The organism is Cohaesibacter sp. ES.047, assembly GCF_900215505.1.
Classification (GTDB): domain Bacteria; phylum Pseudomonadota; class Alphaproteobacteria; order Rhizobiales; family Cohaesibacteraceae; genus Cohaesibacter.
The window spans coordinates 1,612,009-1,627,000 of sequence record NZ_LT907844.1; the positions used below are offsets into that span (position 1 = coordinate 1,612,009).

The following is a 14,992-nucleotide window of genomic DNA, read 5'->3' on the forward strand; positions in this document are numbered from 1 at the left end:
TGCATAGAGTTGGACTTATCCTATCGGCCAGCGGATGCTCTTTGATGAAACCAGCTTTGCCAATCTGTGCTTTGCTCCAATGCCCGCAGCATCTCGTCGGGCAGGATGAACGAGCGACCCGCACGGTCCGGTGGCTTGATCGCCAGATCCGGAAAGATGAGCGTGGCCAGTTCAGTGCAAATCAGCTTCTGGTGGTCGAGGCCATCCAAATTGTAGTCATAGGCTTTTCCCATATTTTGCAGAGCGCGGTCAAAGTGAATTTCGGCGTCCGTTTCATGGCGGGAGCGAAAGATCGTGATTTCATCGGCATTCAGGATCTCTTCAAGGTGCGACAGTGTGGTTCCGTGCCGATCGGACTGAAGCAGGGCATGGCCCGATGCAATGGCGCTTGATAGTGGCTTTAGATGTTGCCGTTTGGCCCAGCCCTCGATCTTCCAGTCTTGTTCGCTGCCAAGCCAGATGGCCATGTGGGTGTTGCGTCCGGGGGTGAAAAAGGAGGTTCCCTTGAAAGGGGCGGAGACGAGGATGATGTCGAGGGGTTTGAGCGTCTTTTGCAGTTTTTCGCGCAACTCCCTGTCATCGGCAAGATGCCCTGAGCGCAGGTCGAAAGAGCCGATGGAGTTGGCGATGCTTTTCGTCAAGATCTGAAAGCTGGCGCTGAACGGTGGAATGCCGATGTTGAGACTGAGGCCGAGATCGAGGGCAAAGAAGAGGGAAATGACAAACAATAGTGCCTGACGCCAACTTGGCCAAGATATGGTCGAGAAGGGACGATGCCCTGTTGGGGCGAAAGGTCTGCTGACGTGTTTTGTCATGACGTTCCCCACTTTGCCGGTCTCAAGCTTATTTTCATAAGGGTCGGACTGCAATCTAATGTGGTTGAACTAGGACATCTGTAGCAGATTTCGGCATGATGCCATGATGCCATGATGTGATGATGCCATTTGGAGGAATGAACAGAAAGTTTTTGCGAATGCTTCTCAAAAGCATTTGCAAATTGGAGAAGGGCTTGCTACGTTGATCTCACTAGCGGGCCGCTGATGCGATTGCGGTCAGAGAATTGGATTGGTTTGACGGCCTTTGATGTCGTCTTTTTTATCTGGGAGAGTTTTATGCGGTTTGGAACAGGTGTTTTGTCTGCATTGATGGGGCTGTTGCTGCCCGTGGTTGCTGCTTCGGCTGCGGACAAGCCGATCAAGGTGGTCACCACCTTCACGGTTTTTGCGGATATGGCCCGCAATGTGGCTGGCGATCATGCGGTGGTGGAATCGATCACCAAGCCGGGAGCAGAGATCCACAATTATCAGCCAACGCCGCGGGACATGATCCGGGGGCAGGGGGCTGATCTGATTTTGTGGAACGGGCTCAATCTGGAGCTCTGGTTCGAAAAATTCTTCAACAATCTGAGAGATGTGCCAAGCGTTGTGTTGTCTGAAGGTATCCAGCCGATATCGATCGGCAACGGGCCTTATGAGGGCAAGCCCAATCCGCATGCCTGGATGTCACCGTCCGACGGCATCCTCTATGTCGAGAATATTCGCAAGGCTCTGGTCAAATATGATCCGGATCATGCAGATGACTACAATCGCAATGCCGAGACCTACAAGGCCGAGATCGCCGCGCTTGCCGAGCCCATTCGCGCCAGCCTTTCCGCTATTCCGGACGACAAGAAATGGTTGGTGACAAGCGAGGGAGCCTTCAGCTATCTTGCTAGGGATTTCGGACTTAAGGAATTGTACCTGTGGCCGATCAATGCGGATCAACAGGGCACGCCCAAGCAGGTCAAGCAGGTGATTGATACGATCCGGGCAGAAGGCATTCCGGTGATTTTCTCGGAGAGCACGGTCTCGGATAAGCCTGCCAAACAGGCGGCAGAAGAAACGGGTATCAAATATGGGGGCGTCCTTTATGTGGATTCGCTGTCCCAGCCCGATGGCCCGGTGCCGACCTATCTCGATCTTCTCAGGGTGACGTCCCAAACCATTGCAGACGGATTGACAAATTAATGCTCATCAACAGCGACGGCACTCTGGACCAGCGTGCTGAAAAGGATCTCGACGGTTTGGTGGCCCGCGATATTACGGTCACCTACCGCAATGGTCATACGGCTTTGCACGATGCCAGCTTTTTCATTCCGCGTGGGTCCATTTCGGCCCTTGTCGGGGTGAATGGCTCGGGCAAGTCGACATTGTTCAAGGGGCTGATGGGCTTTGTGCCTTTGGCGAAGGGGACTGTCGAAATTCTCGGCATGCCGGGCCGCGAGGCACTCAAGCGCAATCTGGTGGCCTATGTGCCTCAGTCCGAGGATGTGGACTGGAATTTTCCGGTGCTGGTCGAGGATGTGGTGATGATGGGGCGGTATGGTCACATGGGTTGGCTGCGCATCCCCACAAAGCGCGATCGCGCGTTGGTCACAGAGGCGCTTGAGCGGGTCAATATGCAGGAGTTCCGCCAGCGCCAGATCGGCGAGCTGTCCGGTGGCCAGAAGAAACGGGTCTTTCTTGCCCGTGCTCTGGCGCAGGAGGGCCGGGTCATTCTGCTTGATGAGCCCTTCACCGGGGTTGACGTGAAGACCGAGGAGCAGATTATTCAGCTTTTGCGGGATCTCAGAGCCGAGGGGCATATCATTCTGGTCTCGACACATAATCTGGGTTCAGTGCCCGAATTCTGCGACCGGACCGTGCTGGTCAACCGCACGGTTCTGGCGTTCGGGCTGACGCGGGATGTGTTCACCCAATCCAATCTGGAGGCAGCCTTTGGCGGTGTGTTGCGTCATTTCATCCTTGGCGGTGAAGAGCTGCATGATGATGACGATACCCGGCAGGTGACGGTTCTGACCGATGACGAACGCCCGTTCGTGCTTTATGGCGAAGCTGGTGAGGCCGACAACAAGGCTGCCAAGAATACCGGAGAGGGCTGACCGCATGGATTATCTGCTGGAGCCCTTTTCCTATGAGTATATGCGCAACGCGATGTTTATCAGCGCGCTGGTCGGAGCGATCTGCGCGTTTCTTTCTTCCTATCTGATGCTCAAGGGGTGGTCGCTGATCGGGGATGCGCTCTCGCATTCCATCGTGCCCGGTGTCGCCGGAGCCTATATGCTCGGATTGCCCTTCTCTATCGGTGCCTTTCTGGCTGGCGGGCTTGCGGCCACCACGATGCTGTTTCTCAACCAACGCACCAAACTGAAGGAAGACGCCATCATCGGGTTGATCTTCACCTCCTTTTTCGGTCTCGGTCTGTTCATGGTGTCCCTGTCGCCCACCTCGGTGAACATTCAGACCATCGTTTTAGGCAATGTTCTGGCGATCACGGATTATGACAGTGTGCAGCTGCTGATCATTGGCGGGGTGACGCTCGCTATTCTGCTGCTCAAATGGAAAGACCTGATGGTGACCTTCTTTGATGAGAACCATGCCCGTTCGATTGGCCTCAATCCGACGGCACTGAAGATCTTGTTCTTCACGCTGCTCAGCGCGTCGACGGTGGCTGCCTTGCAGACGGTTGGTGCCTTTCTGGTGATCGCGATGGTCGTGACACCCGGCGCGACGGCCTATCTTTTGTGTGACCGATTTCCCCGGCTGATCGCCGTTTCTGTCTTGATTGGCGTGTTGACGAGCTTCTTCGGGGCCTACGCCAGCTATTTCCTTGATGGGGCGACCGGCGGGGTGATTGTTGTGCTGCAGACCCTGATCTTTCTTGTGGTGTTTGTCTTTGCGCCCAAGCACGGCATGCTTGCTGCTCGCCGTAAGGCGCGGCAAGCGCTGGAGGCTCACTCATGACTGACTGGTTCGAAATCCTCTCGATGCCCTTTCTGTTTCCCTTCATGCAGACAGCCTTTCTGATCTCGGTGCTTGTGGCGATTCCGATGGCGCTTCTGTCCTGCTATGTCGTGCTAAAGGGCTGGTCGCTGATGGGCGATGCGATCTCTCACGCGGTCTTTCCCGGCGTGGTGCTGGCCTATCTTCTCAATCTTCCCTTCATTGTCGGGGCATTCTTTGCGGGCATGTTCTGTGCGCTCTCGACCGGTTGGCTGAAGGAAAACAGCCGGGTGAAGGAGGACACCATTCTGGGGATCGTCTTCTCGGGCATGTTCGCCTTCGGTATCGTGCTCTATCTCAAGATCGAAACGGATGTTCATCTCGATCATATCCTGTACGGCAACATGCTCGGCGTCAGCGCGCAGGATCTCTGGACAGCAACGCTGATCGGCCTTGTCGTTTGCGGCTTTGTTCTATTGAAGCGGATGGACCTTCTGGCGCATGCCTTCGATCCGCAGCACGCCATGGCGATCGGCCTGTCTGTGCGGCTGTTGCATTATGGCCTGTTGTCGATGATCTCGCTGGCAGTGGTCGGAGCGCTCACTGCTGTTGGTCTTATCCTCACCATCGCCTATCTGATCGCACCCGGGGCGATTGCCTATCTTTTGACACGGACCTTCACGGGCATGATGATCATGTCTCTGGTGATCGGTGTGGGATCGTCGATTATCGGCGTTTTTCTGAGTTTCTATATCGACAGTGCGCCGGCTCCAACCATCGTTCTGGTGATGTCGACCCTGTTCATCGTCGCGTTCGTCTTCTCGCTGTGGCAGACGGCGCGGATGTCGCGGCGCAGCCTTGCCCGGGATCTGGGCCACTAAGGCAATGGGCGCGGACGGGTCTGCCTGTCAGCGCTGTTCGCGCTTCAGCTTTTCCAGGGTTTCATGCAGGCTTGAGAGAAACCGCGAGCGGTCATTCTTCGAGAAGGGAGCAGGACCGCCGCTGATTTCGCCGCCATCGCGCAGGTCTGCCATCAGGTTGCGCATGGCGACCGCGGAGCCGATGGAATTTTCGGTGAAGGGTTTGCCGGTGCTGCCGATGACCTTGGCGCCCTTTTCGATGCAGCGCTGGGCCAGCAGAATGTCTGCGGTGATGACGACTGCCGCTGGATGGGCGACCGAGGCGATGTGATCATCGGCAACATCGGGGCCATCGTCGACTTTTACGAACGTGACCTCGGTGTCGCGTGGCAGGCGCATGAACTGGTTGGCCACCAGTGTGACGGGGACGCCGTGGCGTTCGGCCACCTTGTAGATTTCTTCCTTCACCGGGCAGGCGTCGGCATCGACGAGAATTTCGATCTGGTGGGACATGGTATTCCGGTCCGCTCGCGTGGTCTTGGCTGTTGTGCGCGACTATAGCGGGCTGCTGCCCTTGGGGCCAGAGCATGCAGACTGTCAGGTGTCTTTTGTTGGAAAACGGGCCTTGGATAATAAGATGGGATAATAAAAATGCCCTGTCCCCGGCAGCGCCGGGGGCAAGGCATGAATGTCATCCGGGCGGGACCGAGTTTCATGCATGGTCGGGGAGGAGGCTGCATGGGTCTCGGTGGCCCCCCGTCGCAGATGACGGGACCCCTTCGGGAAGGGGCTTCGTTGGCTCACTTACAAGACCGACTATAATACTTTGGTTGTAGGATGAAAAGTGCGCCCAAAGGCGGTGTGCACCTTTTATTTCACCACGCTTGATGACTAATTGTCGCAGTTGTCATCATCTGGCAGGAGCGGGGGCTTCTGGGCGGTGTTTTTTGGCTTTTCTACCCAATGCGTCGTGTCTTGTGTGCCTTCAGTGCGCGCTGTGGGAGCGGTTTACTCTTCGTCGCGGCGGTAGAAGGTCATGGCTTCCCATTCGCGGCGGTTGGGATGAACGCGCGGTTCGGAGTGTCCGAAGTTCTTGAAGATGGAGAGAACGGAGGAGATCGGGTTGCTTTTTTCGAACATGACGTGTGCCTCGTATGGTCGGTCTGCCGGATGGCGTCTGGTTTCTATCGCTTGTTTTCGGCGCTATTCTGCCATTTTCGTGTGATTTTTGAAGAGACAAGTTTGCTTGTCATTTATGCGTATGTTGCATGGCTTTTTTATGCGACCTGCAAATTGTTGGGTGCTCGGATTCAGGACCTGACAAAGACGCTTCTGTTTGCTATGTTCTCTTTATGTTCTTTTGCGATGGAATGTGAGGGGTATGTAATGACAGCGCTTTTTACGGATTGCTATCCTTTGAAGTCGGGGCGGGCGCATGAGGTGACCGGTCACGGAGGTACCTTGTTTGCGGCGATTGCCTGCGGTCTTGGAACAGGAAAGGCAGGCACGGCCCTGTGGCTGACGGAGCATTGGCGGCCGGATCAGATCAACCCGGCTGGGCTCGTCTCTTTTTGTGACCCCGAGCGGCTGTTGATGGTCCGGGTGCCGGATCACAAGTCGATGCAGGCCTGTGCGGAGGAAGCCCTGCGATCCGGCGCCGTGTCCGTGGTGGTGGCCGAGGTGGCGCGTCCGGTGTCCTTTACGGCGGGGCGGCGATTGCAACTGGCGGCCGAGACGGGCGGGGCAACCGGCGTGTTGCTGATCGGGGATGGCATGGGCAACAATGCTGCGGAAAGCCGCTGGCATTGTGCGCCGGTTTCTGCTGTTGGTCGCCGTCTTTCCACTCCCTGTCCAAAGGCATTTTCATCTGGCGACTCGACTCTTCAGCGCTGGACGCTTATAAAGAACAAAAGTGGAACATTGGACAACTGGGACATCATTTGGGATGCAGAGACGCGTCGTGTCATTGTGGTTTCCAAAGCTGGCGAGCGATCGGATTTTGCGCCGTCAACCTCTGGTGGTGCCCTTTGCGCTCACGTGGCAGCAGAGTAACAGCGATCGTATCTATTGTCTGAACGAACGGGCCGAGCGGGAAGGGATCCAGCGGGGCATGGGGTTGGCCGATGCCCGTGCTCTCTGTCCGGATCTTCAGACAATGCCTGCCAATCGGGAGGCGGATGAGCTTTTCCTGCGGCTGCTGGCGCGCTGGGCAGGGCGCTATTGCCCATGGGTAGGGCTTGATGGCGACGATGGCTTGGTGCTCGATGTGACCGGCTCGACCCACCTGTTTGGCGGTGAGCTTGCCTTGCTCGAGACCATGCATGAGCGCCTGACCCGGGCCGGGCTCACTGTGCGGCTGGGGATGGCGGAATCGCGCGGCGGGGCTTGGGCGCTGGCGCATTATGGCGAGGGCGAGGATCTGTCGCGGCGCATGGCCCGGCCGGGCAAATGTCTTGAGGTCATCGGGGGAATGCCGGTGGCGGCCTTGCGCCTTGACGAGAGCATTGTGACCGGCCTGTTGCGGCTTGGCGTGCGAACCATCGAAGATCTTTATGCGCTGCCGCGTTCGACCGTGACGCGCCGGTTTGGGCTTGAGCCTTTGATGCGGCTTGATCAGGCACTCGCGCATCGGGAAGAGGCGATTTCGCCCCTCTCCGAGCCGCAACATTATGGGGTGCGAATGAGCCTGCCCGAGCCAATCGGGCTGGCGTCGGACGTGATGGCTGTGGCGGAAAAACTCCTTGAGCGTCTGTGCGACAAGCTGGTGGAGCAGGGGGCGGGCGTGCGCGTGCTCCAGCTCACCATGCGGCGGCTTGATATGGCATCCAGTCAGGTCGAGTTGCGGCTGGCGCGGCCCATGCGGGATGCGAGCCGGATCCTGCCCCTGTTCGAGCGCGGTGTTGATGAGGTGGATTCCGGCTTCGGCATCGACATAGTGCGGCTTGAGGCTGTGGTGGTCGAGACGGTGGCGGACGAGCAGTTGGCCGCGCCCGCTCTTGGTCGCGAGCAGGCCGGTGGCGTGCCGGGAGCGGCTGGTTCAACGCGGCCGCTTGACGATCTCATCACCCGTTTGGGCAGCCGGATCGGGCTGGAGAATGTTCTTCGGTTCGTGCCTGCGGACAGTCATATCCCCGAACACAGTTTTTCGCTGCAGCCGGCAGCCTTTTGCGAGGCTGTGGCCGACTGGCCTCGGGGTGGGGTCTTGTCGGGGCTGGCACGGCCCTTGCGGTTGTTCCCGCCCGAGCCGATAGTGTTGCCTCATGCTTGCGGCGGGGACGCCGTGCGACGGGAGCCTCCGGTCCAGTTCCGCTGGCGGCGCATGCATCTCACTGTAGAGCGGGCGCGAGGCCCTGAGAGGATTGCCCCTGAATGGTGGTGGGAGGATCCGGCGTGGCGCTCTGGTCTGCGGGATTACTGGTGGGTGGAGACGCGGCAGGGCTGGCGCTTGTGGCTTTTCCATACGCCCCAGAATGCGCTCAGCCATCTCTCCAGCTGGTTCGTCCAGGGTGAATTTGCATGAGTGGGCCGCAGCCGGGGGCCGTCTCGCCCGAACAGCTCGAGAAGATGCGCCCCAAAACCTATTCAGAACTGTGCGTGATGTCGAATTTCACCTTCCTCACCGGAGCCTCGCATCCGGAAGAGCTGGTGACCCGTGCCGCCGAGCTGGGGTTGGATGCGATTGCCATCACTGACCGGAATTCTCTGGCCGGTGTGGTGCGGGCCTTCTCGGCGCTCAAGGAATTGCAGCGCCAGATTGATGAGAAGGTGAACGAGGCGATCAAGGTGCGCTCGAGCCAGCGCATCAATCCCTCAAGCCGGCAGATCCTCAAAGAGCCGGAGCGGCCGGAGCTCATTCCGCCTCCGGTCGTCAAGCTGCCTCGCCTGATCATCGGCGCTCGCCTTGTTCTGAGGGACAGCTCGCTTGATTGGGTGGCTCTGCCAACGGATCGGGCCGCTTATGAGCGCCTGTCGCGCCTGCTCACTCTTGGCAAAAGGCGGGCGGAAAAGGGAGAGTGCCTGCTTGATCTTGAGGACATGCTTCAGGGCTGTTCGGGCATGATGCTGATTGCCCTGCCGCAAGCGGGGTTGGAGCATGAAGATGTGGTGCCGCATATCCGTCAGGTGGTGCAGCGCTTCCCCGGATCGGTCTTTCTGGGGGCTGCCCCCGCCTATAATGGATCGGACCAAGGCTATTTTGACGCTTGTTCGCAGCTTGCCTATCGTCTGGCCGCGCCGATGGTGGCTTTGGGCGACGCGCTGATGCATCACGCCGGGCGGCGCCAACTGGCCGATGTGCTGACCTGCATGCGCGAGCATGTCACCATCGACGAGATTGGCTCCCGGGCCTTGCCCAATGCGGAGCGACGGCTCAAAGGGGCGGCGGATATGGCGCGGCTGTTCCGGCGACATCCTGCGGCCATCCGGCGGGCGGGCGAGATCGCCATGCGCTGCACCTTCTGCCTGAGTGAATTGAGCTATGACTATCCGGATGAAATCGCCAATGGGGAAAGCTCGCAGGCGCGATTGGAGCGCTTGACGGCGGAGGGGCTCAAACGCCGCTATCCGCACGGGGTGCCGGAAAAATCACAAGCGCTTGCCAGCAAGGAGCTGGCGCTGGTGGCAAAGCTCGGCTTTGCCGCCTATTTCCTCACGGTTCATGACATTGTGGCCTATGCCCGCAGCCGCGATATCCTGTGTCAGGGGCGCGGTTCGGCGGCCAACTCGATCCTCTGTTTTGCCCTTGGCATCACGGATGTTGCGCCCGAGACCATCACCATGGTGTTCGAACGCTTTGTCTCGGAGCATCGCGGCGAGCCGCCCGATATCGATGTGGATTTCGAACATGAGCGGCGCGAGGAGGTGATCCAGCATATCTATGAGCGTTACGGGCGCGAGCGAGCCGGTCTGTGTGCCACCGTCATTCATTTTCGCACCCGCTCGGCCATTCGCGAAGTGGGCAAGGTGATGGGGCTTTCGCAGGATGTGACGGCGGCACTGTCGGGGCAGATCTGGGGCTGGTCGAACGAGGGCGTCGATGTGGGCCGGATGAAGGCGCTTGGCCTTGAGCCGGGGGACCGGCGGCTGATGCAGACCTTGCGGCTGATCAGTGAAATCATTGGTTTTCCGCGCCATCTCTCCCAGCATGTTGGCGGCTTCATCATCACGCGCGGGCGGCTTGATGAGCTATGCCCCATCGAGAATGCGGCGATGGAGGATCGCACCATCATCGAATGGGACAAGGACGATATCGATGCCTTGGGCATTCTCAAGGTGGATATTCTGAGCCTTGGCATGCTGACCTGTATTCGCAAGAGTTTTGACCTTCTGAAAATGCACGAGGGATTGCATTACACCATCGGCGCGGTGCCGCAGGAGGACAGCACGACCTACGACATGCTGTGCGTTGCCGATGCTGTCGGGGTGTTTCAGGTGGAGAGCCGGGCGCAGATGAATTTCCTGCCGCGCATGCGTCCGCGCACCTTTTATGATCTGGTCATCGAGGTGGCCATCGTGCGCCCCGGCCCCATTCAGGGCGGCATGGTGCATCCCTATATCAATCGGCGGCAGGGGCGCGAGACGGTCAATTATCCCTCCCGGGCGCTTGAGGAGGTGCTGGGCAAGACGCTCGGGGTGCCGCTGTTTCAGGAACAGGCGATGCAGATCGCGGTGGTGGCGGCGGGTTTCAGCCCCGAGGAGGCGGACCGGCTCCGGCGCTCGCTCGCCACCTTCCGGCGTATGGGAACGATCCATACGTTCAAGGCGCGCTTCATGGCCGGGATGCTGGAGCGGGGCTATGACAAGGAGTTTGCCGAGCGCTGCTTTTCCCAGATCGAGGGCTTTGGCGAATATGGCTTTCCTGAAAGCCATGCAGCGGCCTTTGCCATGCTGGCCTATGTTTCGGCCTGGCTCAAATGCCATCATCCGGCGATCTTTGCCTGTGCCCTGCTCAATTCCCAGCCGATGGGTTTTTATGCGCCCGCCCAGATCGTGCGGGATGCGCGGGAGCATGGCATCGAGGTGCGGCCGGTCTGCATCAACAACAGTGGCTGGGACAATGCGCTGGAGCGGCGTAGCGATGGGGCGCTGGCCATTCGGCTCGGCTTTCGCCAGATCAAGGGTTTTTCCGAGGAAGAGGCGGACTGGATCGTGGCGGCGCGCGGCAATGGCTATCCCGACCCCCAGAGCGTGTGGCAAAGGGCGGGCCTGTCGGCAGGCGCGCTTGAGCGGCTGGCCGAGGCGGATGCCTTTGTCTCCATGGAGATGGACCGGCGTGATGCGCTGTGGCAGGTCAAGGCCATCGGGCGGCTCAAGCCCTTGCCGCTGTTCAATGATCCGATCGAGGGGGATTTCATCACTGAACCCAAGGTACAGCTGCCGCAGATGCATCTGGGTGAAGAGGTGGTGGAGGATTATGTCTCGATGCGCCTGTCGCTTCGGGCCCATCCGATGGAGCTTTTGCGCCCTTCGATGCCTGAGCTCATCACCCATGCGGACTTGCTGACAACGGGGGCAAAGCAGGCCATCGTCTGCGGGCTGGTGATCACGCGGCAACGACCGGGCACGGCATCGGGGGTGATCTTCATCACCCTTGAGGACGAGACGGGGGTATCGAACGTGGTGGTCTGGCCCAAGGTCTACAAGGCCTTCCGGCGGGCGGTGATCGCAGGAAGGCTGCTCAAGGTGTATGGCACTTTGCAACGGGAAGGCATCGTGGTGCATCTGATTGCCCAGCGCATCGAGGATATGTCGGACAAGCTGTCCGAGCTTGGCCATCCGCTTGATGATGCGGTGGGGATCACCAACCCGGTGACGGACGAAGCGCCGCGCCTCAAACCCTCCAAGGCTTTGTCGCGTCCCGTCTCCCGCGCCCGCCATCCGCGCGAGCAGGCCAAGAAGCTGTTTCCGAGCCGGGATTTTCATTAGGCAGATGCAATCAAACAGGCCCAACTCTTGCAAGGGTTCGGTCCTTGATCTGGTCGCTAAGGTCTGGCGGCTTGAACAGGTGAAGGGCGAAACCCCAAAAAGCATGGGGGCGTATAGCCGAAATGCGATTTACCTGTGATAGCTTGTGAAGGGCCACGGAACCGACATGATCGGGCCATAGGCAGATGGCCACATTCAAGCGGTTGCAAAACAGGCAAGCGGCGACAAAGCAGGACAGCAATGGAAAAAATACTCGTCTATTATGCCCATCCGGGGCATAAATATTCCAACGTCAACAGAGCGATGGCTGAGAGGGCGAGCGCGCTTGAAGGGGTTAGCTTTGTCGATCTCTATGCCGATTATCCAAGGCACAATGTTGATATCGACCGGGAGCAGGAGCGGCTTGTTACGCACGATGTGATCCTGTTTCAGTTTCCGCTTTTCTGGTATTCGACGCCTTCCCTGATCAAGGAATGGCAGGATCTGGTGCTCGAATATGGCTTTGCCTACGGACATGAGGGGACACAGCTTGAGGGCAAGGACATGATGTTGGCTGTCTCCACCGCGGGACCTCAGGATGCCTTCAACTTTGGCGGATACCAGACCTATCCGTTGACGACCTTTCTGGCCCCGCTTGAACAGACCGCCCGCATTTGCAAGATGAATTATCTGCCGCCCTATGTACTGCACACCGCACTGACGGCGCCTAAGGAAGATCGCGTGGAAGCACACGTAGATGGGTATGGACGCCTGCTTGTTGCCTTGCGTGATGGGACCTATGACCGGGCTGCGGCCGGCAAAATGGAGATGATCTTTCATGACGGGTTGCCGATTGCCAAGAACGGGATCGCGACGGGGGGGGCATCATGAGTGATTTTCTGCTGATTTCCTTCATGTTGCTGGTGGCCGGTGTGATCGCGGTGCCGATCACCTCGCGTCTGGGACTTGGGTCCGTGATGGGCTATCTGATTGCCGGGATGTTGCTCGAGCCGATCCTGTCGGCCCTCTCGGTGGATGTGGAGAGCTTGCAACATTTTGCGGAATTCGGCGTGGTGATCATGCTGTTTCTGGTCGGTCTGGAGCTGGAGCCGCGCCTGCTTTGGCGCATGAAAAGCCGGTTGCTCGGGCTTGGTGGGTTGCAGCTGGTTCTGACGACTTTGTTGTTGATGTCCGGCTTCATGGCGCTTGATTATTCCTGGCCGGTGAGTCTTGCCATCGGCGCCATCTTTGCCATGTCTTCAACCGCCATCGTGCTGCAGACCCTCAGCGAAAAAGGACTGATGAAATCGGATGGTGGCAAAGGCGCGTTCTCCATCCTGCTGTTTCAGGATATCGCCTTCATCCCGATGGTGGCGCTGCTGCCGCTTTTGGCGTTGCCCGAGCTTGGGGGAACGATGCAGCAATTGGCCAGCGATGCAGCCAGTGCGCCCCAGTCGACCAGCCCGGAATGGATCAGCAGCCTGCCGATCTGGTGGCGGGTCGTGATCATCTTTGCATCCGTTGGGCTCGTGGTATTCGGTGGCCGGTTCCTGACCCGACCGATGTTTCGCTTCATTGCCATGGGTCAGTTGCGCGAGCTGTTCGTTGCGGCCGCGCTGATGTTGGTGGTCGGTATCGCCCTGATGATGAGCATGGTGGGGCTTTCGCCTGCTCTTGGCACCTTCGTCGCCGGTGTCGTGCTGGCCAACAGCGAATATCGGCACGAACTCGAAAGCGATGTGGAGCCTTTGAAGGGGCTTCTGTTGGGATTGTTCTTCATCACGGTTGGGGCCAATGTCGACTTTTCCCTGCTGCTCGATCACTTCTTCATCCTTTTGGGCATTACCCTTGGGGTGATGGTGGTCAAGCTGGTGGTGATCTATTGCATCGCTTTCCTGTTTGGCATTCGAGGGGCGGATCGCTGGCTTGTGGCGCTCGGTCTGGCTCAGGCGGGGGAGTTCGGCTTTGTGCTGCTCTCCTATTCGGTGGCCAACGGGGTGATCGACAAGGCCCTTTCCGAGCAGCTTTTGCTGGTGGTGACCCTGTCGATGGTGCTGACGCCAGCCTTGTTCATTCTTTATGACCGAGTGATCGCGCCGCGCTTCGTTCAGGGGCAGGCCCGAGAGGATGACGATATCACCGAGAAGGGGCAAGTGATCATTGCCGGTCATGGTCGCTTTGGCGGCGCGGTCAACCGGATCCTGCGCACGGCGGGCTATTCGACGGTGGTGCTTGATCACAGCTCGGTGCAGCTTGATACGCTGCGGACCTATGGTATCCGAGCCTTTTTTGGTGATGCGACCCGGCCTGATCTCTTGCGTGCAGCGGGTATTGAGGACGCAGCGGCTCTCGTCATTGCTATCGACAATGCGGAGCAGACCACGGAACTTGTTCGCTACATGCATGAGGCTTATCCCCATGTTCACGTGGTGGCACGGGCGATGAACCGCCACCATGTTTATGAACTCTACGCTGTGGGATGTCGGGACATCATTCGCGATACCTTTGACAGCGCGGTGCGAACTGGCCGTTCGGTGCTCGAAGCGCTCGGGATGCATCCTTACGACGCGGAAAAGCATGTTCAGGATTATGAGGCCAGCGACAAGCGCGCCATTGCAGAACTGGCCCGGCTGTACGACCCGGAGATTCCAGGCCATCAGAACGCTGCCTATGTCGAGAAGACCAAGGAAGTGATGGCGGATCAGGAGCAGGCGCTGAAAGAGGGCAAGAGCGCGTTTCGTGTTCGGGCCGAGCGAGGATGGTTGCCGCCGGGCCATGATGGTTCGAATGAAGACTAAGCCGTTTGGGGCGTGATTAATTATTGTGCGCTGTTCTCTCGGGTTGCAAAATTTGTGTGCAGCTTTGGTGCGCGTTCGAAACGGCATCTGCTGTGCATTCGGTGTGAGTGCGCGCAACTCCCAGAAATTCCGATATTTTTAAAAATGTTTCCGAATTGGCACGGCACCTGCAAAGGGTGTTTGCAGAGCTGATGACGGTTCAGCCGATTGACTGCGCCTTTGGTCGGGCGCTTTGCGAAAGCCGCTATTTGATGACGCGTTTCTCCTCCCGACGCGACTCGAATAGCGGCTTTTTGCTATTGGTGATCTGCCGCAGCCGAATGGGGTAATCAAAGCGGTTGAGAGATCGCCGGGCAGGATGATGGTGTCCTTCTGAGCGAAAACAGGCCAAGCATAAGAACGCGATCCTTGTTTTAAATCCTGGCATCCCAGGGTTGAGGCAACAAAATCCACAGGCTCGCCGGGTTTTCCCCATGTGCAACAAAAGATGGATCTCACTCCTGCGACGCGTCACCTTACGTCGCGAAACCGGTTTCGCTGGGACCTTGCCAGTGCGTTGATTCCTCTCAAAAAACAGATTTGGCGTCTGCAAAAAGCCTGATCGGTAAATCGAAACCGATTTCGGAGTGCGGTCAGCCCCAGATTGCGACATATTGACAATTTCCCAGAT

The 14,992-nt window shown here is 58.4% G+C and carries 12 protein-coding genes; 9 read left to right on the plus strand and 3 right to left on the minus strand.

What is annotated here, in order from left to right; translation table 11 throughout:
* Positions 1-20 precede the first annotated feature (20 nt).
* Entirely contained in the window at positions 21-815 is a 795-nt protein-coding gene (locus CPH65_RS07220) for a YiiX/YebB-like N1pC/P60 family cysteine hydrolase (RefSeq protein ID WP_096172868.1), read from the minus strand.
* Positions 816-1,145: 330 nt separating this feature from the next.
* Between CPH65_RS07220 and CPH65_RS07225 the strand changes: the two genes are divergently transcribed.
* From CPH65_RS07225 to CPH65_RS07240, 4 genes are read left to right on the plus strand one after another with little or no spacing between them, the layout of a single operon-like run.
* On the plus strand, positions 1,146-2,006 hold the full coding sequence (locus CPH65_RS07225; protein WP_244574623.1) for a metal ABC transporter substrate-binding protein: 861 nt from the start codon (positions 1,146-1,148) through the stop codon (positions 2,004-2,006).
* Positions 2,006-2,920 (plus strand): manganese/iron ABC transporter ATP-binding protein, encoded by a 915-nt coding sequence (locus CPH65_RS07230; protein ID WP_096172869.1) that lies wholly within the window; start codon positions 2,006-2,008, stop codon positions 2,918-2,920. The genes CPH65_RS07225 and CPH65_RS07230 overlap by 1 nt, the downstream gene beginning before the upstream one ends.
* Before the next feature lie 4 nt (positions 2,921-2,924).
* Positions 2,925-3,782: a metal ABC transporter permease gene (locus tag CPH65_RS07235; RefSeq protein ID WP_096172870.1), complete on the plus strand. Its 858-nt coding sequence runs from the start codon at positions 2,925-2,927 to the stop codon at positions 3,780-3,782.
* Positions 3,779-4,642 (plus strand): metal ABC transporter permease, encoded by an 864-nt coding sequence (locus CPH65_RS07240; protein ID WP_096172871.1) that lies wholly within the window; start codon positions 3,779-3,781, stop codon positions 4,640-4,642. The genes CPH65_RS07235 and CPH65_RS07240 overlap by 4 nt, the downstream gene beginning before the upstream one ends.
* A 27-nt stretch (positions 4,643-4,669) precedes the next feature.
* Here CPH65_RS07240 and CPH65_RS07245 read toward each other — a convergent pair whose 3' ends face one another.
* Together CPH65_RS07245 and CPH65_RS24825 are read right to left on the minus strand one after the other, a co-directional pair.
* Positions 4,670-5,134, minus strand: a complete 465-nt coding sequence (locus CPH65_RS07245) for a YaiI/YqxD family protein (RefSeq protein WP_096172872.1) — start codon at positions 5,132-5,134, stop codon at positions 4,670-4,672.
* A 495-nt stretch (positions 5,135-5,629) separates the two neighbouring features.
* On the minus strand, positions 5,630-5,761 hold the full coding sequence (locus CPH65_RS24825; RefSeq protein WP_256385211.1) for a hypothetical protein: 132 nt from the start codon (positions 5,759-5,761) through the stop codon (positions 5,630-5,632).
* A 246-nt stretch (positions 5,762-6,007) separates the two neighbouring features.
* Here CPH65_RS24825 and CPH65_RS07250 point away from each other — a divergent pair, with 246 nt between their 5' ends.
* The 5 genes from CPH65_RS07250 to CPH65_RS07270 all read left to right on the plus strand — a co-directional run bounded on the left by CPH65_RS07250 (position 6,008) and on the right by CPH65_RS07270 (position 14,322).
* Positions 6,008-6,673 (plus strand): hypothetical protein, encoded by a 666-nt coding sequence (locus tag CPH65_RS07250; RefSeq protein ID WP_096176286.1) that lies wholly within the window; start codon positions 6,008-6,010, stop codon positions 6,671-6,673.
* A complete protein-coding gene (locus CPH65_RS07255) occupies positions 6,621-8,141 on the plus strand; it encodes a DNA polymerase Y family protein (RefSeq protein WP_244574562.1) in 1,521 nt (506 codons plus the stop codon). The genes CPH65_RS07250 and CPH65_RS07255 overlap by 53 nt, the downstream gene beginning before the upstream one ends.
* A complete protein-coding gene (locus tag CPH65_RS07260; protein WP_096172874.1) occupies positions 8,138-11,545 on the plus strand; it encodes an error-prone DNA polymerase in 3,408 nt (1,135 codons plus the stop codon). The genes CPH65_RS07255 and CPH65_RS07260 overlap by 4 nt, the downstream gene beginning before the upstream one ends.
* Before the next feature lie 240 nt (positions 11,546-11,785).
* The gene (locus tag CPH65_RS07265; protein WP_096172875.1) at positions 11,786-12,415 is read left to right on the plus strand and encodes an NAD(P)H-dependent oxidoreductase; all 630 of its coding nucleotides are present in this window, start codon (positions 11,786-11,788) and stop codon (positions 12,413-12,415) included.
* Positions 12,412-14,322, plus strand: a complete 1,911-nt coding sequence (locus tag CPH65_RS07270; RefSeq protein ID WP_096172876.1) for a cation:proton antiporter — start codon at positions 12,412-12,414, stop codon at positions 14,320-14,322. The genes CPH65_RS07265 and CPH65_RS07270 overlap by 4 nt, the downstream gene beginning before the upstream one ends.
* Positions 14,323-14,992: the final 670 nt, after the last annotated feature.

Bases quoted from the DNA above. Each gene is read 5' to 3' on its own strand.
- CPH65_RS07230 (WP_096172869.1), top strand. From the start codon at position 2,006: ATGCTCATCAACAGCGACGGCACTCTGGACCAGCGTGCTGAAAAGGAT.
- CPH65_RS07235 (WP_096172870.1), top strand. From the start codon at position 2,925: ATGGATTATCTGCTGGAGCCCTTTTCCTATGAGTATATGCGCAACGCG.
- CPH65_RS07270 (WP_096172876.1), top strand. From the start codon at position 12,412: ATGAGTGATTTTCTGCTGATTTCCTTCATGTTGCTGGTGGCCGGTGTG.
- CPH65_RS07240 (WP_096172871.1), top strand. From the start codon at position 3,779: ATGACTGACTGGTTCGAAATCCTCTCGATGCCCTTTCTGTTTCCCTTC.
- CPH65_RS24825 (WP_256385211.1), bottom strand. From the start codon at position 5,761: ATGTTCGAAAAAAGCAACCCGATCTCCTCCGTTCTCTCCATCTTCAAG.
- CPH65_RS07220 (WP_096172868.1), bottom strand. From the start codon at position 815: ATGACAAAACACGTCAGCAGACCTTTCGCCCCAACAGGGCATCGTCCC.
- CPH65_RS07225 (WP_244574623.1), top strand. From the start codon at position 1,146: ATGGGGCTGTTGCTGCCCGTGGTTGCTGCTTCGGCTGCGGACAAGCCG.
- CPH65_RS07250 (WP_096176286.1), top strand. From the start codon at position 6,008: ATGACAGCGCTTTTTACGGATTGCTATCCTTTGAAGTCGGGGCGGGCG.
- CPH65_RS07245 (WP_096172872.1), bottom strand. From the start codon at position 5,134: ATGTCCCACCAGATCGAAATTCTCGTCGATGCCGACGCCTGCCCGGTG.
- CPH65_RS07260 (WP_096172874.1), top strand. From the start codon at position 8,138: ATGAGTGGGCCGCAGCCGGGGGCCGTCTCGCCCGAACAGCTCGAGAAG.
- CPH65_RS07265 (WP_096172875.1), top strand. From the start codon at position 11,786: ATGGAAAAAATACTCGTCTATTATGCCCATCCGGGGCATAAATATTCC.